Below are 17279 nucleotides of genomic sequence, written 5' to 3'. Positions count from 1 at the left end.
AGCCGCCATGGCCGACACATCCTTTGACGTCATCATCATCGGCTCCGGCCCCGGCGGCTACGTGACCGCGATCCGCGCCGCGCAGCTCGGCTTCAAGACCGCGATCGTCGAGAAATCCTATCTCGGCGGCATCTGCCTGAACTGGGGCTGTATCCCGACCAAGGCGCTGCTGCGCTCAGCCGAGATCTATCACTACATGCAGCATGCCAAGGATTACGGCCTGTCGGCCGACAACGTCTCGTTCGATCCGAAGGCGGTGGTGCAGCGCTCGCGCGGCGTCTCGAAGCGCCTCAATGACGGCGTCGGCTTCCTGATGAAGAAGAACAAGGTCACGGTGATCTGGGGCGAGGCCACGATCGATGCGCCCGGCAAGATCACGGTGAAGAAGTCGGCGGTCGAGGCGCCGAAGGGCGCCAGCGGCGAGGGCACCTATCAGGCCAAGCACATCATCGTGGCGACCGGCGCGCGGCCGCGCGTGCTGCCCGGGCTCGAGCCCGACAAGAAGCTGGTCTGGACCTATTTCGAGGCGATGGTGCCGGAGCGGATGCCGAAATCGCTGCTGGTGGTCGGCTCCGGCGCGATCGGCATCGAGTTCGCCTCGTTCTTCCACACCATGGGCGCCGATGTCACCGTGGTCGAGGTGCTGCCGCAGATCCTCCCGGTCGAGGATGCGGAAATCGCAGGGCTCGCCCGCAAGCGGTTTGAGAAGATGGGGATCAAGATCCTCACCTCGACCAAGGTGACAAAGCTCGAGAAGAAGGCCGACAGCGTGGTTGCGACCATCGACGACGGCAAGGGCCAGCCGCAGACCAAGGAGTTCGAGCGCGTGATCTCGGCGGTCGGCGTGGTCGGCAATATCGAGAATCTCGGGCTGGAGAAGCTCGGCGTCAAAACCGACCGCGGCTGCATCGTGATCGACGGCCTCGGCAAGACCAACGTTCCCGGCATCTATGCGATCGGCGACGTCGCGGGACCGCCGATGCTCGCGCACAAGGCCGAGCATGAGGGCGTGATCTGCATCGAGGCGATCAAGGGCCTGCATCCGCATCCGATGGACAAGCTGATGATCCCGGGCTGCACCTACTGCAACCCGCAGGTCGCCTCCGTCGGCCTCACCGAGGCCATGGCCAAGGAAGGCGGCCGCGAGATCCGCGTCGGCCGCTTCCCGTTCGTCGGCAACGGCAAGGCGATTGCGCTCGGCGAGGACCAGGGCCTCGTCAAGGTGGTGTTCGACAAGAAGACCGGGCAGCTGCTCGGCGCCCACATGATCGGCGCCGAAGTCACCGAGCTGATCCAGGGCTATGTGGTGGCGATGAATCTGGAGACCACGGAAGAGGAACTGATGCACACCGTATTCCCGCATCCGACCTTGTCGGAAATGATGAAGGAAGCAGTGCTCGATGCCTACGGGCGCGTGCTGAATATCTGAGGCCGCGGACGGCGGCCACGGTCCCGTCATCCTGAGGAGCGCGTCTCGAAGGATGCACGGCCCGGATCGAGCAGCGGGGCTCGTCGCCCTTCGAGACGGCCGCTGCGCGGCCTCCTCAGGGTGACGGGTCCGACAAAACGAATTCGCAAAGAAAAAAGAAAGAGCGCATCTCGTGAAAGACAACGACAACCTCACCATCGAACGCCCGACTTTCGTCACCCATCTCGAATGCGCGATGGAGGGCGATCACTATCCGGCCGACCAGGTGCACAACCTCTCCAAGGCCGGCAAGCCGCTGCTGGTGCGCTACGACCTTGCCGGGGTGAAGAAGGCGCTGACGAAGGATGCGCTGGCCCAGCGTCCCGCCGATCTGTGGCGCTACCGCGAGCTGCTGCCGGTGCGCAAATGCCAGGACATCGTCAGCCTCGGCGAAGTCACGACGCCGCTGATCCGGCTGCCGCGGCTCGGCGCCAGACTTGGCGGCGGCGAGATCATTGTGAAAGATGAAGGGCGGCTGCCGACCGGCTCGTTCAAGGCGCGCGGCCTCGTGATGGCGGTGTCGATGGGCAAGGCGCTCGGCATCAAGCACATGGCGATGCCGACCAACGGCAATGCCGGCGCGGCGCTGGCGGCCTATGCTACCTCCTGCGGCATCAAGACCACGATCTTCTGCCCGGCGGACACGCCGGAGGTGAATGTCAGCGAGATCGAGCTGCAGGGCGCCACGGTGTATCGCGTCAACGGCTATATCGACGACTGCGGCAAGATCGTCGGCGAGGGAAAAGCGAAAGTCGGCTGGTTCGACACCTCGACCCTGAAGGAGCCGTACCGGATCGAGGGCAAGAAGACGATGGGGCTCGAGCTCGCCGAGCAGCTCGGCTGGGACGTGCCCGACGTGATCTTCTATCCGACCGGCGGCGGCACCGGCCTGATCGGGATGTGGAAGGCGTTCGACGAGCTCGAGAAGATCGGCTTCATCGGTTCGAAGCGGCCGCGCATGGTCGCGGTGCAGGCCTCGGGCTGCGCGCCGATGGTGCGGGCCTATGAGGCCGGCACCGAGCACGCCGCGCGCTGGGAGGACGCCCACACCATCGCCTCCGGCATCCGCGTGCCGCAGGCGATCGGCGACTTCCTCATTTTGCGCGCGGTGCGCGAGAGCAAGGGCTTTGCGATCGCCGTCGACGACGACAAGATCAGCGCCGCCCTCAACGAGGTCGCGCGCGAGGAGGGGCTGTTGCTGTGCCCCGAGGGCGCCGCGACCTATGCCGCCTACAAGGAGAGCCTCGCCGACGGCCGTGTCAGCAAGACCGACCGTGTGATGCTGTTCAACTGCGCCAGCGGCCTGAAATACCCGCTGCCGCCGATCACCCGTACGCTCGACCGGCACAAGCCGATCGACTTCTCGCAGTTCTGACGCCTCATCCGAAGGGCCATCTTGTCGAAAGGTGGCCCTTCAAAAATGATACGACAAAGAACACTGAGGGAGAACGTGATGCGGAGGCTGGTTCTGGCCGTGTTGGCCATGTTGGCGTTGACGGGGACCGTTTCCGCGGAAACCTATCCCGCGCACCCGATCACCATCGTGGTGCCGTTTGCCGCCGGCGGCCCCTCGGATGCGATGGCGCGCATCCTCGGCGAGCGCATGAAGCAGTCGCTGGGCGAAGTGTTGCTGATCGAGAACGTGACCGGTGCGGGTGGCTCGATCGGCGTCGGCCGCGCGGTGCGCTCGGCGCCCGACGGCTACACCATCTCATTCGGCCATCTCGGCACCCATGTCGCCAACGGCGCGATCTACAAGCTTGGCTACGACCTCGTCACCGATCTCGAGCCGGTGGTGCTGCTGCCGAGCAACCCGATGATCATCGTCAGCAAGAACGCCGTGCCGGCGAAATCGCTGAAGGAATTGCTGGAGTGGCTGAAGTCGCGGCCGGCGCCGCCGACCGCGGGCACCGCCGGCGCCGGCAGCGGCAGCCATATCGCCGGGCTCTATTTCGAGAACGTCTCCGGCATCAAGCTGCAATATGTGCCGTATCGCGGCACCGGGCCGGCGCTGAACGACCTCGTCGCCGGCCAGATCGACATCATCGTCGATCAGACCTCGAACTCGATCAACCAGGTCCGCGCCGGCAATATCCGCGCCTATGCGGTCACCGATTCCAAGCGGGTGGCGAACGCGCCCGACGTCCCGACGGTGGACGAGGCCGGCCTGCCCGGCTTCCACATGACGCTGTGGTCCGGCCTCTGGGTGCCGAAGGGTACCCCGAAGCAGATCGTGGCCAAGCTCAACGCCGCTGCAGTCGAGGCGATGGCCGATCCGGCCGTTCAGAAGCAGCTCGAGAATTTGGGCTTGCAGATGCCGCCGAAGGACCAGCTCACGCCGGAAGCGCTCGGCGCCTGGCAGAAGGCGGAAATCGCCAAATGGTGGCCGATGATCAAGGCCGCCAATGTGAAGGTGGATTGAACCGCGCTCGCTCCGCGTCGTCCCGGCCTAGGGCGCAATTGCGCACGGGGGCCGGGACCCATACGCCGCGGCCGATGCAAAGGGCAATCGGCTCGACGATTTGCGAACAACTGACAGCGGTGGTTATAGGTCCCGGCTTTCGCCGGGACGACGTTGCACTATTGCGGCCGCATTGTCTCACTGCGCCGGCGCCGCGTTGCTCTCCTGCGTCACGACCCGCTCGCCGTTCTTGGCCACCGCCGTGTCGGCATCCTCGAACCGCACCTGGTAGACCGCGAAATTCTCCATCACGCGCTGGACGTAGTTGCGCGTCTCCGAGATCGGGATCCGCTCCACCCAGTCGACCGGATCGACCTTGGGATCGCGCGGGTCGCCATAGGCCTTGATCCAGTCGCGAACGCGGCCGCGGCCGGCGTTGTAGCCGGCAAAGGTCATGATGTGGCAGTTACGATATTCCGACAGCAACGCGCTGAGCTCGGCTGCGCCCATCTGGGTGTTGTAGACGGGATCGGACACCATCCGGCTCCAGTCATAGCTGACGCCGAAACGCTTGGCGGTGTCGCGGCCGGCTTCGGGCGTCACCTGCATCAGGCCGACGGCGTTGGCCGCCGACTTGTCGCGCTGGTCGAACGCGCTTTCGGTGCGCGCGATCGAGTAGGTCATGCTGCGCCCGATATCGGGCGCAATCGGCGTGTGCTTGGGAATGCCGATCACGGGGAAAGCGTAATGGTCGAAGGCAAAGCCGCGCGCGAGTGCGATCTTGCCGATCTGCAGCATGGCGCGGGCATCGTTGCGGCGGCCGGTCAGTTCGCCGAGCGCTTCGAGCATCCCGACATCCGTGCTTTCCTCGGCGAGGTCGGCGGCGAAATAGAGCACGATGTCGGGCTCGCCGATCGCATAGAGCATATCGGCGGCGCGGACCCGCTCGTCCGCCGCCATGCTGCCGGCACTGGCGGCCGGCGAGGGCGCGCGCAGCTCGACGCCACCATCACGGCCGAGCCTGGCCAGCGCGAGCTGACCGTAATAGGCCGTCGGGTAGCGCGCGGCGGCCTGGTAGTCGGCCCGCATCGCCGCGGAATTGCCGAGTGCCTCGGCGGCGCGGCCGCGCCAATAGGCGGCGCGCGCCAGCACGGTCGGGTTGGTCTGGCCCTCGTCGATATGCGCGAAATGTGCCGCGGCGGTCGTGGCGTCGTTGAGATAGCGCAGCGCGATCCAGCCGCGCATGAAGTGCATATCGGAGCGGTAATAGGGATTGTCCGGCGCCGCCGCGGGCCGGATCACGTCATAGGCCGCCTGGTACTCGCCCTGGTCGAGCAGCTTGCGGGAGAGGATGCGGCGCTCACGCCACCACTGGTCGGTGTCCTGTTGCGCCATCGTCTCGGGGGCTGCCGCGATCGTCACGCGTGCCGCTTCGTCGACCTTGTTCTTCGCAAGCAGCCACTGAATTCGGCACAGCGTGTAGCCGAGATCGCGGCGGGCATCGGCCGGTACATCGTTGAGTGTGTCCTCTGCCTTGCTGGATTGTCCGCGGACCGCGCCGCAGGCTTTCACGATCGCCAGATCGTCGCTGCCGAGCCGCTGTGCCGCGCGCCTTGCGCCGGCGAGATCCTTGGCGCCGATCCGCTTGTCCATGCGCGCGCGATGGTCGTCGCGCGTCAGCAGGTCCTTGAACGCATCATAGGCGTCGCTCTCGGTGCGATCGGACAGCTCCTCCGAGCGCCATGCTTCGCCCACCAGCCGGGTGGCGCCGTCGCGGTCGCCTTCGCCGAGCAGCGTGCGGGCGAGCGCGAACTTGCCCTTGGCGCTGATCGGCTGATCGAGGGTGAAGCCGTGCACCGTGGCCGGATCGCTGCGCTCCTGCCACATCCGCGCTTCGGCGCGCTTGCGCAACAGCGTGACGCTTGGCCAGTCCGGGTTGGCGGTGACGAATGCCGCATAGCGGCTGAACGGTGCGCTCGATTCCGAGTGGCGCAGCAGATACCACTCGACGAGTTTGCGCCCGACCGGGTCGGTGATCCTGGCCTGGATCTCGGTCGCGTCGCTGGTCTTGCCTCTGCGCGCGGCAAGGATCGCGTCCCTGACCGTGGCGAGATCGCCCGACAATTGCGGCCCGGCGGGTTTCTCCGGTTCGGGCGCCTTCTCGGCGGATTTGGAGGGAGCGGATTTGGCCTTCGCGGATTTTCGTTTATCGGCGCCATGTCTGGCGTGCCGCCGCTTGCCGGAGGCACTCTCGCGCGCGGCCTTGCCGCCATGCGCCTTCTTGTCCCCGTGGCCGCTCTTGGCCTGGTGCTGGTGATGCGGCTTGGCGGTCGCCTGGACCGGAAGCAGCGCGAGCGCGGCGGCGGTGGCGAAGCACGCCAGCGGACGTAGGCAACGGTTCATTCCCTGGTCCCCCCTGAGAAACCATGAGGCACAACAGAACGCGTCATACGGCGGCACAACCGCCGCAGATTATCACTACCCTCGATTCTCGAGTCTTAATGCAGCTGCAACTCAACAGGGAAAACGCGGCGAAATATGGAATATGGCGTGTGGAACCCGCGGGAACCGGGTTTTCACGGACGAAGATGGACAGGCCGCACCGTGCTTTGACCGGTTCCGCGTGAGTTGTATCGTCGTAGCGAGCGCACGTGGGGGCTGCCGATGTCACTGCAACATCACTTTTCTCGAGCCGGTGCGTCATGACGGCTCGCCTCAGAACCGTCCTCGACGGCGGCCGCTATTTCGAAGGCCCGCGCTGGCATCGAGGGCGGCTCTGGTTCGTCGATTGCATGGCGCGGACGCTTCTGAGCATCAGCCCATCGGGCGAGTTGCAGGAGCATGCTGCGCTGACCGACGACACGCCGTGTGGGCTCGGCGTACTGCCTGATGGCGACATCGTCGTGCTGACGATGTTCAGGAAGCGGCTGCTGCGGCTTTCCGATGGAGCGCTGTCGCTCTATGCCGATCTCTCCGAGGTCGCGACCGGCACGATCGACGACATGATCATCGACGGCCAGGGACGCGCCTATGTCGGCGATCTCGGCTTCGACCTGCCGCCGCCGGAGCACCGCGGTGCCGTCGGCCGGATCATCCTCGTGACGCCCGACGGCAGTGCGCGTGTCGTCGCGGAAGGCTTGCCGTTTCCCAACGGCATTGCGGTCTCCTCCGACCATCGCCGGCTCGTCGTTGCCGAGATGGATGGCGGAGGTCTCGCCGATTACGACATCGCGCCGGACGGCGGCCTGAGCCTGCGCGGGCGGTTCGGCAGCATCAGCGATCCCGACGGCATCTGCCTCGATGCCGACGGGGCGACTTGGGTCGCGTCATTCACGGAAGATGCTTTTGTCCGGATCGATCGCACTGGTGTGGAGCGCGAGCGCATCACGGTGTCCGGCCGCCGCGCGCTTGCCTGCGCGCTCGGGGGCGCGGACCGCAGGACGCTGTTCTGCCTGAGCGCGCAGACGTCGTACGAGGAGCTACGCAAGGGCAGATCCACGTCGCGGATCGATATGGTCGAGGTCGACAAACCGGGTGATGGCTATCCGTGAGCCGCGGGCGCAGGCGCGTATCACTTCTTCTTTTTCTTCTCTTTCTTCTTCAGGATATCGGCCTGGCTCCTGAAGGCGCGGGCGAGGGAGCGCATCTGGTTGGCGACAATTGCGTCGGCCGTCGTCGATGCGACCCGCTCCGCGGTCTGCGCCTGCTTGCGAATTGTCTTGGCCATTTTCATGAAGGAACCAATCGCGCCGCGTCGCTCTGGTTCCTGCACGAGTGACCGCGTCTTGACGGCATTTCGAGGCCTTGAGTTTCGTTCTCGTTTCGTTCATATTGGCGCGCTCCGGGAGAGTGCCGCCATGGACGCCGAGCGAGACCGCGAAATCATCAGGCTGTGGAACGAGCTCCGCCGGCTGCAGCGCGACGGGCGTCCGACGGCGGTGCTGGTCCGCCGCATCGAGAAGGCGCTGGCGGCTCGGGAGCAGGAGGCCGCCTGAAGCTCCGGTCTTGCCGCGTCCCCTCTGCGCAAAAACGGTCTAGCGCCCGCCGTCCGGCCCCATGATCAGGTTCGGCAGCCAGGTCGATATCTCCGGAAAGAAGCAGAGCAACAGCACTGCGAACATCATCAGCAGCACGAACGGCAGCGTGCCCCAGATCACCTCGCTAAGCGGGATGTCGGGCGCGACGTTGCGGATGACGAAGATGTTGAGCCCGACCGGCGGATGGATCAGGCCCATCTCCATCACGATGGTCATGACGACGCCGAACCAGATGATGTCGAACTCCGCCGCGCGCAGCGGCGGCAGGATGATCGGCGCGGTCATCAGGATGATCGAGACCGGCGGCAGGAAGAAGCCGAGCACGATCACCATCACGAGGATCGCAAACAACAGCTCCCAGCGCGGCAGGTGCATGGCGACGATCGCTTCCGCCGCCGACTGCGAGATGTGCAGGTAGCTCATCACGTAGGAATAGAGCAGCGACATGCCGATGATCAGCATCAGCATGGTGGACTCGCGGATGGTCGATTTCAGGATCGGCGACAGGTCGCTGGGCGTCCACACGCTGTAGATCACGGCGATCAGCCCGAGCGCCAGGAGGCCGCCGAGGCCGGCGGTTTCCGATGGCGTGGCATAGCCGCCATAGAGCGCAATCATCACGCCGGTCAGCAGCAGCACGAACGGGATCACGCGCGGCAGCGCGCTGAAGCGCTCGGCCATGGTGAATTCGTCATGCTGCAGGATCGCCGCGTCCTTGCCGGTCGCGTCATAGACGGCGCGGGCCATGGCGTATTCCTTGCGGAAACGGAACACGGCGTAGAGGCCGAACAGCGTCACCAGCAGCAGGCCGGGGCCGATGCCGGCGAGAAACAGCCGTCCCAGCGATTTCTCGGCTGCGACCGCGAACAGGATCATCGTGATCGAGGGCGGCAGCAGGATGCCGAGCGTGCCGCCGGCGGCGATGATCCCCGCGGCAAAGCCGCCGGAATAGCCGCGCTTGCGCATCTCCGGAATGCCGGCCGAACCGATCGCCGAGCAGGTCGCGGGCGAGGAGCCGGCCATCGCCGCGAACAGGGCGCAGGCGAACACATTGGCGACGCCGAGGCCGCCGGGCACGCGGTGCAGCCAGGCATGCAGCGCCGAATAGAGATCCTGGCCGGCGCGCGATTTGCCGATCGCCGCGCCCTTCAGGATGAACAGCGGGATCGACAGCAGCGTGATCGAGGCCATCTCCTCGTAGACGTTCTGCGTCACCGTATCGAGCGAGGCCGCCGGCATGTAGATCGCCATGAACACGACCGCGACGGCACCTAGCGCGAATGCGATCGGCATGCCGGAGAACATCGCAAACAGGGTGGCAAGTCCGTAGGAGATACCAATACCAAACACGGTCATCGGCGCGCGCCACCCGTCAGCGGAATGATGATTTGCAGGAGGATCTGCACGCAGAGCAGCGTCATGCCCAGCGCCATCAGCACGTAGGGGATGGCGAGCGGCGGCGACCACATCGAGTTGGACACCTGGCCGTCGACATAGGCTTCATGCGCCAGGGTCCAGGACTTCCAGGCGAAGAAGGCGCAGAACGCGAAGCTCGCGACGTCGACCAGCCACAGCCTGATCGCGTTGGCGCGCGCCGAGAGCAGCCCGACGAACGCCTCGATGCTGACATGGCCGCGCTGGCTCTGCACATAGGCCGAGGTCATGAAGGTGGCGCCGACCAGGAGGAACACGGCCGCCTCGTCCTGCCAGTAGTTCGGGCTGTGGAACAGGGCGCGGCCGAGCACGCTGTAGCTCAGGATCACGCAGGCCGCGACCAGGGCAAGGGCTGCGAACACCACGATGATGTTGTTGCAGATGGACAGCGCGCGCCCAAGCAAGGCCACGGGCGTGTTGCCCGCGGCGATGCTTGCGGTTTCGGCCTGATCCGCGACCGGACCATGCATCATGCGGCGACGTCGCTTGCGAGCTTCAACAGGTTGGCGGCGGTAGCGGTCTTGGCGCCATAGTCCTTCCACGCGGTATCGCGCGCGATGTCGCGCCACTTGCCGACAATGGTTGCATCGAGCGCGCTGACCTTGGCGCCGGCCTTCTCGTAGACCTTGGCGACTTCGGTATCGTCGTCCTGCGCGCCCTTGCGGCCGAACGCCTCGAGCTCGGTGCCGACGGCGAGGATGATGTCCTGCTGGTTTTTCGGCAGCTTGTCGAAGATCGCCTTCGACATCATCAACGGCTCCAGCATGAACCAGTAGGAGGCGCCGGCGCCCGAGGTCAGCGATTTCGCGACCTCCTCGAGGCGGAACGAGATCAGGCTGGTGGAGGAGGTGATGCCGGCGTCGCAGGCGCCGGTCTGCATCGCGGCGTAGAGCTCGTTGGAGGGCACCGACAGCACGGCGGCGCCGGCGGTCTGCAGCACCATGTCCATCTCGCGCGAGCCGCCGCGCACCTTGAGGCCCTTGGCATCCTCAGGCGCCACGATCGCCCTGGAGCGGCTGGCGACGCCGCCGGCCTGCCAGACCCAGGAGATCAGCAGAATGCCCTTGTCGGCGAGGAAGTCGGTCAGCGCCTTGCCGACTGGCTCCTTCTTCCAGCGCAGGCCTTGATCGTAGGTGGTGACGAGGCCCGGCATCAGGCCGATATTGGTCTCCGGCAATTCGCCGCCGGCATAGGGCATCGGATACAGGCTGAGATCGAGCGCGCCCTTGCGCATCGCCGAGAACTGCGCGTTGGTCTTGATCAGCGACGAGTTCGGGTAGACCTCGGCGGTGAGCTCGCCGCCCGAGCGCTTGGCGACCTCGGCCGCGAACATCCTGCACAGCCGGTCGCGGAAGTCGCCCTTGTCGATGGTGCCGCCGGGGAACTGGTGGGAGATCTTCAGCGTGGTTGCGGCATGCGCGGTCCCGATGCCCATCCGCAGGACGGCGGGTGCGGCGAGGGCGGAAGCGAGGACGTGGCGGCGTGTGAGCATGGTTCTCCCCTGAGAGCTTCTTGAGTGGCTGTTAGGCCGGCGCGGAGCCTTAGCTTAGCCGGTCTTCGCCTGAATATTCTCTAATCTGATAGTTCGAGGCGCCCTGATAGTGCGAGCCGATACGGGGCTGCAAGTCCTGACGTTCAAGTCCTGACGTTCAAGTCCTGACATTCAAGTCCTGACGTTCAAGCCTTGCCGTTGCTGCGGCGCACACAGCCGCGGGCCGGCCCGTAGCTATTCAACCGTCGCGCGACCATCCGTCGATGATCGCGCCGCGCTGCTTCAAGAATTTGTTATTGGAGGTAACGACGGCCGGCGCAAGTGCGTCGAGCAGAGAGCGGCAAGTCGTCGCGCTCACTTTCGACCACACAAGGGATCATCACCATGACCACCAAGACCCGCCTCGGCCTTTCCGCCGCGCTGCTCTCGTTCAGCCTGGCGCTGGCGCCCGCCGCCTTCGCTCAGGACAAGATGGGCAAGGATGACGCGATGAAGAAGGACGACGCGATGAAGAAGGACGGCGGCGCGATGATGAAGAAAGACGACGGCATGAAGAAGAACTGACTGCCGTCATCGCCTGCTGTCCGCAGGCCCGCCGCTCTGGCGGGCCTGGTTGCGGCTTAGCGCTTCTTCTTGCCGCGCTCCTTGCGTGCCGCGTAGCGGGCATCGCGCTTGGCCTTTTGCTCGGCGAGCAGCGCCTCCTCGCGGGCGGTTTCCTCTTCCTTCTCGCGCGCAATGCGGGCGGCCTCGGCGGCTGCGGCCTCTTCCTCGCGGCGCTTCTGCTCGGCCTTTTCGGCCTCACGGGCTTCCTTGGCCTTGGCGCGGCGGTCGGCGATCGCCGCGCGCTCCTCGGCACGTGCCTTCACAGCGGGATCGTCAGCTCCCGGCTGGGAGCGAAACTTGTTGAGGAGGTTTTGCCGCGCCTGCAGGGCCGCTTTCTGGCGGTCGGCAAAACCCGGTTCCTTGAAGCCACTCATAGAGGAAGCCTTGCTGCTTTCTGTTCGGGTGATGGATGGGGTTGGTTCGGCGTTTCAATAAGTGAATGGCGACGAAATTGCCAGTGGCGAACGGAGGGCTGTGGAGCAAGGGAGATATGAGCCAGCGTCAAGCGGCCATCGTTCGCCCCGCGGACGCGTGGTGAGTGGCTGGTCACCAAGGGCTGTTGAACAAGGGCTGTTGAAAAGTTCAGCCGCGCTGGAGGTGCTCGCGTCGTCCGTTACCCAGGACCTTGGCGACCGTCTCGGCGGTCATCGCGCTCCGGTCCGAGGCTCGCTGGGCTTCCAGCCTGTCGCGCGCCTTTTCGGTGATCAACAGGCTGATCAGCCGCAGCCTGCTGCCCTCATCGACAGCCTCCGAGAGCAACTGCCTGTAACGCTGATAGTCGTACGTCGTTGCTTCTTGTTCGCTCATCGGCACGCCCCGCACACGCGCTCCACTTCAGCGAGTAGTCTTTCGCGAGTCGCCCTTGGATCGCAACGGAATTGCGGTGCCGACGGCCGCGGCCGTGCATTTCGTTGCGCGACTGTTGCAGAATTGATCGTACGCAACCGTGCAAACCGTCATGATGCGGACCGTGGCAATCGGGAACCGAAGCCGGCATGAGCGAATCCGACGACGGAGGCAGCCGAAGGGGCGCGCTGATCGGACTGCTGGTCGCAGTGGTCATGCTCGCGGTCGGCCTCTGGCTCGCGCATGACCTGACGGCGGCGAGCAAGATGCAGGACTGCCTGATGTCGGGCCGGACCAACTGTAATGTGATCGAGCCGGCGCGCTGACCCCGTCTTGCGGCAGTGCAATATCGATCCCACATCGAGCCCAAAGACTCGGGCTGAACTGTTTGATTCCGGTTGTGATTCCGATCACACGCGGACAGGCGGACTGCCTCGACTCCTGGAAATCGGCGGGAACCAAGGCCATGATGTCCAAGCTGTGGTCCGGAAAGGGCGCGGCGCTGGCTGCCGCAGGCGCGGCGGGTGCCGTTTTGGTGGCGTATCTATCCCTGACGCTGGCGTCGCCCGAGCCGGTGTCCAATGCGGCGCTCGGGCCGGAATGGCAATGCAGCCGGGTCGCCTTCGTGCTGACCACCTGCACCCGGGCGACCGAGGCGGAGGCTGAGGCCAAGCCGCAGGGCGAGGTCAAGGCGATCCCGGTGCGGGCGAAGGACGATTTTCCGCCGGAGCTCTAGATCTTTTTCTGGCGCGTTGTCTGCACGCGAGGCGCTGCCGATTTCGCTGGAAGGCGCGCCGGCCGGGCCGCCGCAGCGGCGCAGTCCAAGTTATTTCTTGGTGGTACCGCGCGGCTTGATCGACAGGCCGAGGCGCATGGCCATCTTCTTGATCCGCTCCGGCGAGCGGCCGGTCGCCTTCACGACCTCCTCCAGCGACTTCGAGGAGCGTGCCAGTTCCATCAGTCGTCGGTCCTCCTTGAACGACCACCGCGGCTTTCGGGCCATCTTGTTGGTTTCCTTGTGCATTGCCGGGCAACAAAGCCGCCAGGCGGGGTCGCCTGACGGCCTTGCCGGTGTGGGCCCGGACCTTGGGGAAATGTCCGGTGGATAAGCAATACTGCTTCAGAATAAGGCCGCAATTGAAACCGGAATTTAACCTAACCTATCAAGGTTACTTGCAACATTACTCGGATAGAGCGTGGCAGGAGGCCTTATGCGCAAGGTCGCCATTTTGAGTGCCGCAGCATTTTTACTGTCCGGTTGCTGGTCCGACCCGGAGGTTACGGGATCGACCAACAGCTGTGCGGCCAATCTTTACAGTCAGTACAATCCCAAGGTCATGGATCAGTGCGTCAACGCCTGCATCAAATGTGACCGCGGCAACGTGACGACCTGCACGACCTCCTGCACGCTGAAGGGCGCGCGGTAATCGATCCCGCGCATCTGATGCCAGCGAGGCCTCGCGGCGTCACGCCAACGGACCGCCTTGCGTGGCGCGATGATCGCCTTTATCGCGTCCGGGCAGCGGCGCCGTCGGCGCGCCGGACACTGAGAGCGTGGAACAGGGCGCGATGAGCGGGATTTCCTATGTCGCGGTCGACTGGGGCACCAGCAGCTTCCGGCTCTGGCTGATGGGCGCCGGTGGCAAGGTGCTCGGCGAGCGGCGCAGCGATGAAGGCATGACCGCGGCCGCCAGGACCGGCTTTGCAGCCGTGCTGCAATCGCATCTCGATGCGCTGGGTGTGCAGGCCGATCTGCCGGTCGTGATCTGCGGCATGGCGGGCGCGCGGCAGGGCTGGGTCGAGGCCGGCTATATCGATACGCCGGCGCATCTCTCGGACATCCTCAAGGGCGCCGTCGGGGTCGGCGGGCAGGCGCGCGATATCCGTATCCTGCCTGGGATCGCGCAGCGCGATACCGCCGCGCCCGACGTCATGCGGGGCGAGGAGACCCAGCTGCTGGGTGCGCTCGGCTTGAACGCGCCGGGCGAGGCGCTCGTCTGCATGCCGGGAACGCATTCCAAATGGGTGCGGGTCCGCGGTGGAACGGTCGAGCGCTTTGCGACCTTCATGACCGGAGAGTTGTTCAGCGCGGTCGCGCGCGACACCATCCTGTCGCACGCCGTCGCCGGCGCCGAGGAGGCGGTTGACGGCGATGCGTTCCGCGCGGCTGTCGCGGAGGCGTTCGCGGCGCCGGCGCTCAGCGCTAATCTGCTGTTTCGCGTGCGATCGCGACAGCTGCTGTTCGGCGGCAGCGCACAGGCCGCGCGTGAGACGATCTCGGGTACGCTGATCGGCGTCGAGCTCGCCGCCGGCCTTGCGGAGACAAAGCAGGGAGCGCCGGTGACGCTGATTGCCTCGGGCCGGTTGCAGCGGCTCTATCAGATGGCGCTCGAATGCCTTTCGATTCCGCTCGATGCCGTGGATGCGGAGGAGGCGGTTCGCCGTGGCCTCGTCGGCGCGGCGGCGGCGATCTGGAAGAACTGAGGGATCAACGCATGAGCATTCCGTTTCCGCCGATGAAGCGCCCGCTGGTCGCGATCCTGCGCGGCGTCAAGCCGGACGAGGTGCCGGGCATCGTCGGCGCGCTGCTCGACGCCGGCATGACCGCGATCGAGATTCCGCTGAACTCGCCCGAGCCGTTCCGCTCGATCGAGATCGCGGCGAAGCGCGCGCCGGCCGATGTTCTGATCGGCGCCGGCACGGTGCTGACTGCCGCAGACGTCGACCGCCTGCATGACGTCGGCGGCCGCCTCATGGTGTCGCCGAATGTCGATGTCGAGGTGCTGGCGCGCGCGCGGGACCATGCGATGATCACGATGCCCGGCGTGTTCTCGCCGACGGAAGCGCTGCTCGCTGCGCGCGCGGGGGCGTCGAGCCTGAAATTCTTCCCGGCCAGCGTGCTCGGCGCCGCCGGCATCATCGCGATCCGCGCCGTGTTGCCACCGGATGTGATGATCGCTGCGGTCGGCGGCGTCTCGGACCAGAATTTCGCTGAGTATGTGAAGGCGGGCATTCGCGCCTTCGGTCTCGGCAGCAGCCTCTACAAGCCGGGCATGACCGCCGCTGATGTTGCTGTCAGGGCAAAGGTGACGATCGAGGCGTATGACCGGGCTGTGCAGGGCGCCGGCTAGGCTCGGTGCAAGCGCGCTAATCGTCCCGCCTGCCGCCGTCGATCACCCTGAACAGCGGCGCCGCCTCACGCGGATTCTCGAGCAGTTCTTCGACCATGGCGATCGCGGCCGCGACATATTTTCCGGTCGCGGCGTCCAGCGGCCGTTCGGCTTCGTCTGACAGCGCGAGCTTTGCGCCTTCGAGCAGCTTGCGGGTGCGGACGGCGGACTCGTCGCCGGCGGTGAGGGCGGCGCGCGCGATCGATCGCAGCACGAACAGTTCGCCCTCCAGCCGCAGCAGGCGGTCGTTCAGCTTGCTCAGGACAGTGTTGAGGTTCCGCATGACGCGCTCTCCGGGCATTCGACCCGTCTTCCATACACGGTCATTCCTGACGAAATTCTTGTGACGACCACGCACCATTTGGTTGGTTGAATGGCGTCCCGGATCGCCTCATGTTCCCGGTGGCCCGGGCATTGCCATTTGACGAAGGCGTCCATGGCCCTAATAGAATGGCCGCGGTCCGGCGCCGCCCGGGAGGCGCGCCAGCTTCACCCCATCGCAACGAGGGAATAGATATGAGGATTGCCGTCGAAACGACCGTTGCCGCGCCGATCGCGGATGTCTGGCGCGCCTACACGACGCCTGACGACATCAAGCAGTGGAACGCGGCTTCTGACGATTGGCACACGACCGCCGCGACCGTCGACCTGCGCACCGGCGGCGCCTTCTCGTCGCGAATGGAAGCCAAGGACGGCAGCATGGGGTTCGATTTCGCCGGCACCTACACCAGGGTCGAGGAGCCCCGGCTGCTCGAATATTCGTTCGGCGATCGCAGCGCGCAGGTCGCATTCACGCCGGAGACTGGCGGCGTCAAGGTGCAGGTCAGCTTCGACAGCGAGGATACCCATTCGGTCGAGCAGCAGCGCGGCGGCTGGCAGGCGATCCTGGATAACTTCAAGCGTTACGTCGAAGCAAAGCGGCGGTCCTGATCCGGCGATCGGAGGGCGGCGTGACGCTGAAGCGACCGCGCGCGGCGATGCCGGCGAGCATCCGTCGCGAGCTTGATGCGACCGGACTGATGCAGGCGTTCAAGGCGCGCCCGCCGTATCAGCGCAACGACTATCTGCGCTGGATCGGCCGCAGCGTGCGAACTGCAACACGGCGCAAGCGGATCGACCAGATGCTGACGGAATTGAAGGCCGGTGGGGTGTATATGGGAATGGCTCATCGGCCGAGCAAACCAAAGTGAGACTCTCAGTGGCGTGATCGCTGCACGCCGTGCGTCCGCAACGCTCGCTTGATGTTTAAGTCGTGCGAATGTTCATCGAAGAAAAAGTCGATCTCGGAATCGTCCATCGCGGTCCTGAAAATATCGACGACCGAGGCGGGCACTCACAATCTTCGAGAGAAGCATTCTTGGATTAAGAAATTGCGAAGCGCGCTGCCGGCGCTCACGACAAGTGTTGGAACCTGCAACGCACGAACAGAAAGCGATCGCTCTCTCAATCGCCGCCGGAACTTTGTTCACGCACGGAGAACTACGGAATCGTTTTCGTGCGCTGAATGATAAAGACGGCGAGTGATTTCACGGCACAGGGCGAACATCAAAAAGAAAGGCCTCAGCGCGTGGGCCACGCTGAGGCCAAGTAGACACTTTGGTCGTGAGACACCGTCGCCGGCGCCTCGCTGCCTAACCTATCTTTGTTTCTGTGTTTCCAAATGGCCCATTTGGGCCATGCCGCGTGATAGCCAATTTGGGACATGCGCCGCTGGCACAAAGTGTGCAGAGTTGCAGCTGTCAGGATTTTGCATCACCTTCCTGGGGCTAGGGCCAGCGCCGTCCGCATCTATTTCAAGCGGACGGCGTTGTGCATTCTGGCAACCGCG

At 65.2% G+C, this 17279-nt stretch carries 22 protein-coding genes; 13 read left to right on the top strand and 9 right to left on the bottom strand.

Annotated elements, in window-relative coordinates; all coding sequences use genetic code 11:
* Positions 1-7 precede the first annotated feature (7 nt).
* The 3 genes from lpdA (at position 8) to XI02_RS23205 (ending at position 3890) form a co-directional block, all read left to right on the top strand.
* Positions 8-1429: a dihydrolipoyl dehydrogenase gene (lpdA, locus tag XI02_RS23215; RefSeq protein ID WP_016842487.1), complete on the top strand. Its 1422-nt coding sequence runs from the start codon at positions 8-10 to the stop codon at positions 1427-1429.
* A 172-nt stretch (positions 1430-1601) separates the two neighbouring features.
* Complete coding sequence (locus XI02_RS23210) at positions 1602-2843, top strand: threonine synthase (protein WP_016842488.1); 1242 nt, start codon at positions 1602-1604, stop codon at positions 2841-2843.
* Between the two features lie 78 nt (positions 2844-2921).
* Positions 2922-3890 (top strand): tripartite tricarboxylate transporter substrate binding protein BugD, encoded by a 969-nt coding sequence (locus XI02_RS23205; protein ID WP_018271804.1) that lies wholly within the window; start codon positions 2922-2924, stop codon positions 3888-3890.
* A 177-nt stretch (positions 3891-4067) separates the two neighbouring features.
* Here the strand turns inward: XI02_RS23205 and XI02_RS23200 are convergent, their stop codons facing one another.
* Positions 4068-6272 (bottom strand): lytic transglycosylase domain-containing protein, encoded by a 2205-nt coding sequence (locus XI02_RS23200; RefSeq protein ID WP_018271803.1) that lies wholly within the window; start codon positions 6270-6272, stop codon positions 4068-4070.
* 299 nt (positions 6273-6571) lie between these two features.
* Here XI02_RS23200 and XI02_RS23195 point away from each other — a divergent pair, with 299 nt between their 5' ends.
* On the top strand, positions 6572-7420 hold the full coding sequence (locus tag XI02_RS23195; protein ID WP_016842492.1) for an SMP-30/gluconolactonase/LRE family protein: 849 nt from the start codon (positions 6572-6574) through the stop codon (positions 7418-7420).
* A gap of 20 nt (positions 7421-7440) precedes the next feature.
* Here the strand turns inward: XI02_RS23195 and XI02_RS23190 are convergent, their stop codons facing one another.
* Positions 7441-7596 (bottom strand): hypothetical protein, encoded by a 156-nt coding sequence (locus XI02_RS23190; RefSeq protein WP_018271802.1) that lies wholly within the window; start codon positions 7594-7596, stop codon positions 7441-7443.
* Positions 7597-7726: 130 nt separating this feature from the next.
* Here XI02_RS23190 and XI02_RS23185 point away from each other — a divergent pair, with 130 nt between their 5' ends.
* Complete coding sequence (locus XI02_RS23185) at positions 7727-7864, top strand: hypothetical protein (RefSeq protein WP_018271801.1); 138 nt, start codon at positions 7727-7729, stop codon at positions 7862-7864.
* 39 nt (positions 7865-7903) lie between these two features.
* Here the strand turns inward: XI02_RS23185 and XI02_RS23180 are convergent, their stop codons facing one another.
* From XI02_RS23180 to dctP, 3 genes are read right to left on the bottom strand one after another with little or no spacing between them, the layout of a single operon-like run.
* Positions 7904-9262 (bottom strand): TRAP transporter large permease, encoded by a 1359-nt coding sequence (locus XI02_RS23180; protein WP_018271800.1) that lies wholly within the window; start codon positions 9260-9262, stop codon positions 7904-7906.
* Entirely contained in the window at positions 9259-9813 is a 555-nt protein-coding gene (locus XI02_RS23175; protein ID WP_016842495.1) for a TRAP transporter small permease, read from the bottom strand. Before XI02_RS23175 ends, XI02_RS23180 begins: the two co-directional genes overlap by 4 nt.
* Positions 9810-10832 (bottom strand): TRAP transporter substrate-binding protein DctP, encoded by a 1023-nt coding sequence (dctP, locus tag XI02_RS23170; RefSeq protein ID WP_026192802.1) that lies wholly within the window; start codon positions 10830-10832, stop codon positions 9810-9812. The genes XI02_RS23175 and dctP overlap by 4 nt, the downstream gene beginning before the upstream one ends.
* Before the next feature lie 384 nt (positions 10833-11216).
* On the opposite strand from dctP, the gene XI02_RS23165 reads away from it, so the two are divergent.
* Positions 11217-11396 (top strand): hypothetical protein, encoded by a 180-nt coding sequence (locus XI02_RS23165; RefSeq protein ID WP_018271798.1) that lies wholly within the window; start codon positions 11217-11219, stop codon positions 11394-11396.
* Between the two features lie 56 nt (positions 11397-11452).
* Here XI02_RS23165 and XI02_RS23160 read toward each other — a convergent pair whose 3' ends face one another.
* Both XI02_RS23160 and XI02_RS23155 read right to left on the bottom strand, forming a co-directional pair.
* Positions 11453-11809 (bottom strand): DUF6481 family protein, encoded by a 357-nt coding sequence (locus XI02_RS23160; protein ID WP_018271797.1) that lies wholly within the window; start codon positions 11807-11809, stop codon positions 11453-11455.
* A gap of 208 nt (positions 11810-12017) precedes the next feature.
* On the bottom strand, positions 12018-12242 hold the full coding sequence (locus XI02_RS23155) for a hypothetical protein (protein WP_016842501.1): 225 nt from the start codon (positions 12240-12242) through the stop codon (positions 12018-12020).
* A gap of 188 nt (positions 12243-12430) precedes the next feature.
* Between XI02_RS23155 and XI02_RS23150 the strand changes: the two genes are divergently transcribed.
* Both XI02_RS23150 and XI02_RS23145 read left to right on the top strand, forming a co-directional pair.
* The gene (locus XI02_RS23150; RefSeq protein ID WP_016842502.1) at positions 12431-12607 is read left to right on the top strand and encodes a hypothetical protein; all 177 of its coding nucleotides are present in this window, start codon (positions 12431-12433) and stop codon (positions 12605-12607) included.
* Positions 12608-12747: 140 nt separating this feature from the next.
* A complete protein-coding gene (locus XI02_RS23145) occupies positions 12748-13017 on the top strand; it encodes a hypothetical protein (RefSeq protein WP_174770980.1) in 270 nt (89 codons plus the stop codon).
* A 90-nt stretch (positions 13018-13107) separates the two neighbouring features.
* Here the strand turns inward: XI02_RS23145 and XI02_RS23140 are convergent, their stop codons facing one another.
* Complete coding sequence (locus tag XI02_RS23140) at positions 13108-13284, bottom strand: hypothetical protein (protein WP_167350394.1); 177 nt, start codon at positions 13282-13284, stop codon at positions 13108-13110.
* A gap of 208 nt (positions 13285-13492) precedes the next feature.
* Between XI02_RS23140 and XI02_RS23135 the strand changes: the two genes are divergently transcribed.
* The 3 genes from XI02_RS23135 to XI02_RS23125 all read left to right on the top strand — a co-directional run bounded on the left by XI02_RS23135 (position 13493) and on the right by XI02_RS23125 (position 15412).
* Positions 13493-13708, top strand: coding sequence for a hypothetical protein (locus XI02_RS23135; protein WP_026192800.1), 216 nt, complete (start codon positions 13493-13495; stop codon positions 13706-13708).
* Between the two features lie 142 nt (positions 13709-13850).
* Positions 13851-14765 carry a 2-dehydro-3-deoxygalactonokinase gene (locus XI02_RS23130; RefSeq protein ID WP_018271794.1) on the top strand — a complete coding sequence of 305 codons (915 nt, stop codon included), beginning with the start codon at positions 13851-13853 and terminating at the stop codon, positions 14763-14765.
* An 11-nt stretch (positions 14766-14776) separates the two neighbouring features.
* Entirely contained in the window at positions 14777-15412 is a 636-nt protein-coding gene (locus XI02_RS23125; RefSeq protein ID WP_018271793.1) for a 2-dehydro-3-deoxy-6-phosphogalactonate aldolase, read from the top strand.
* Positions 15413-15428: 16 nt separating this feature from the next.
* On the opposite strand, the gene XI02_RS23120 is transcribed toward XI02_RS23125, so the two are convergent.
* Complete coding sequence (locus tag XI02_RS23120) at positions 15429-15734, bottom strand: hypothetical protein (RefSeq protein WP_026192799.1); 306 nt, start codon at positions 15732-15734, stop codon at positions 15429-15431.
* Between the two features lie 233 nt (positions 15735-15967).
* On the opposite strand from XI02_RS23120, the gene XI02_RS23115 reads away from it, so the two are divergent.
* A complete protein-coding gene (locus XI02_RS23115; RefSeq protein WP_016842508.1) occupies positions 15968-16381 on the top strand; it encodes an SRPBCC family protein in 414 nt (137 codons plus the stop codon).
* Between the two features lie 20 nt (positions 16382-16401).
* Positions 16402-16641 (top strand): YdeI/OmpD-associated family protein, encoded by a 240-nt coding sequence (locus XI02_RS23110; RefSeq protein ID WP_016842509.1) that lies wholly within the window; start codon positions 16402-16404, stop codon positions 16639-16641.
* Positions 16642-17279: the final 638 nt, after the last annotated feature.

This window comes from Bradyrhizobium sp. CCBAU 21365 (assembly GCF_015291305.1).
Lineage (GTDB): Bacteria > Pseudomonadota > Alphaproteobacteria > Rhizobiales > Xanthobacteraceae > Bradyrhizobium > Bradyrhizobium elkanii.
Note: the sequence above shows the minus strand (reverse complement) of the source record. Positions and strands in the feature narration are given on the sequence as shown.

Coding starts and splice junctions, on each gene's coding strand:
- lpdA (WP_016842487.1), top strand. CDS start 8: ATGGCCGACACATCCTTTGACGTCATCATCATCGGCTCCGGCCCCGGC.
- XI02_RS23150 (WP_016842502.1), top strand. CDS start 12,431: ATGAGCGAATCCGACGACGGAGGCAGCCGAAGGGGCGCGCTGATCGGA.
- XI02_RS23130 (WP_018271794.1), top strand. CDS start 13,851: ATGAGCGGGATTTCCTATGTCGCGGTCGACTGGGGCACCAGCAGCTTC.
- XI02_RS23165 (WP_018271798.1), top strand. CDS start 11,217: ATGACCACCAAGACCCGCCTCGGCCTTTCCGCCGCGCTGCTCTCGTTC.
- XI02_RS23145 (WP_174770980.1), top strand. CDS start 12,748: ATGATGTCCAAGCTGTGGTCCGGAAAGGGCGCGGCGCTGGCTGCCGCA.
- XI02_RS23195 (WP_016842492.1), top strand. CDS start 6,572: ATGACGGCTCGCCTCAGAACCGTCCTCGACGGCGGCCGCTATTTCGAA.
- XI02_RS23205 (WP_018271804.1), top strand. CDS start 2,922: ATGCGGAGGCTGGTTCTGGCCGTGTTGGCCATGTTGGCGTTGACGGGG.
- XI02_RS23120 (WP_026192799.1), bottom strand. CDS start 15,734: ATGCGGAACCTCAACACTGTCCTGAGCAAGCTGAACGACCGCCTGCTG.
- dctP (WP_026192802.1), bottom strand. CDS start 10,832: ATGCTCACACGCCGCCACGTCCTCGCTTCCGCCCTCGCCGCACCCGCC.
- XI02_RS23190 (WP_018271802.1), bottom strand. CDS start 7,596: ATGGCCAAGACAATTCGCAAGCAGGCGCAGACCGCGGAGCGGGTCGCA.
- XI02_RS23160 (WP_018271797.1), bottom strand. CDS start 11,809: ATGAGTGGCTTCAAGGAACCGGGTTTTGCCGACCGCCAGAAAGCGGCC.
- XI02_RS23140 (WP_167350394.1), bottom strand. CDS start 13,284: ATGGCCCGAAAGCCGCGGTGGTCGTTCAAGGAGGACCGACGACTGATG.
- XI02_RS23125 (WP_018271793.1), top strand. CDS start 14,777: ATGAGCATTCCGTTTCCGCCGATGAAGCGCCCGCTGGTCGCGATCCTG.
- XI02_RS23155 (WP_016842501.1), bottom strand. CDS start 12,242: ATGAGCGAACAAGAAGCAACGACGTACGACTATCAGCGTTACAGGCAG.
- XI02_RS23135 (WP_026192800.1), top strand. CDS start 13,493: ATGCGCAAGGTCGCCATTTTGAGTGCCGCAGCATTTTTACTGTCCGGT.
- XI02_RS23175 (WP_016842495.1), bottom strand. CDS start 9,813: ATGATGCATGGTCCGGTCGCGGATCAGGCCGAAACCGCAAGCATCGCC.
- XI02_RS23200 (WP_018271803.1), bottom strand. CDS start 6,272: ATGAACCGTTGCCTACGTCCGCTGGCGTGCTTCGCCACCGCCGCCGCG.
- XI02_RS23115 (WP_016842508.1), top strand. CDS start 15,968: ATGAGGATTGCCGTCGAAACGACCGTTGCCGCGCCGATCGCGGATGTC.
- XI02_RS23180 (WP_018271800.1), bottom strand. CDS start 9,262: ATGACCGTGTTTGGTATTGGTATCTCCTACGGACTTGCCACCCTGTTT.
- XI02_RS23185 (WP_018271801.1), top strand. CDS start 7,727: ATGGACGCCGAGCGAGACCGCGAAATCATCAGGCTGTGGAACGAGCTC.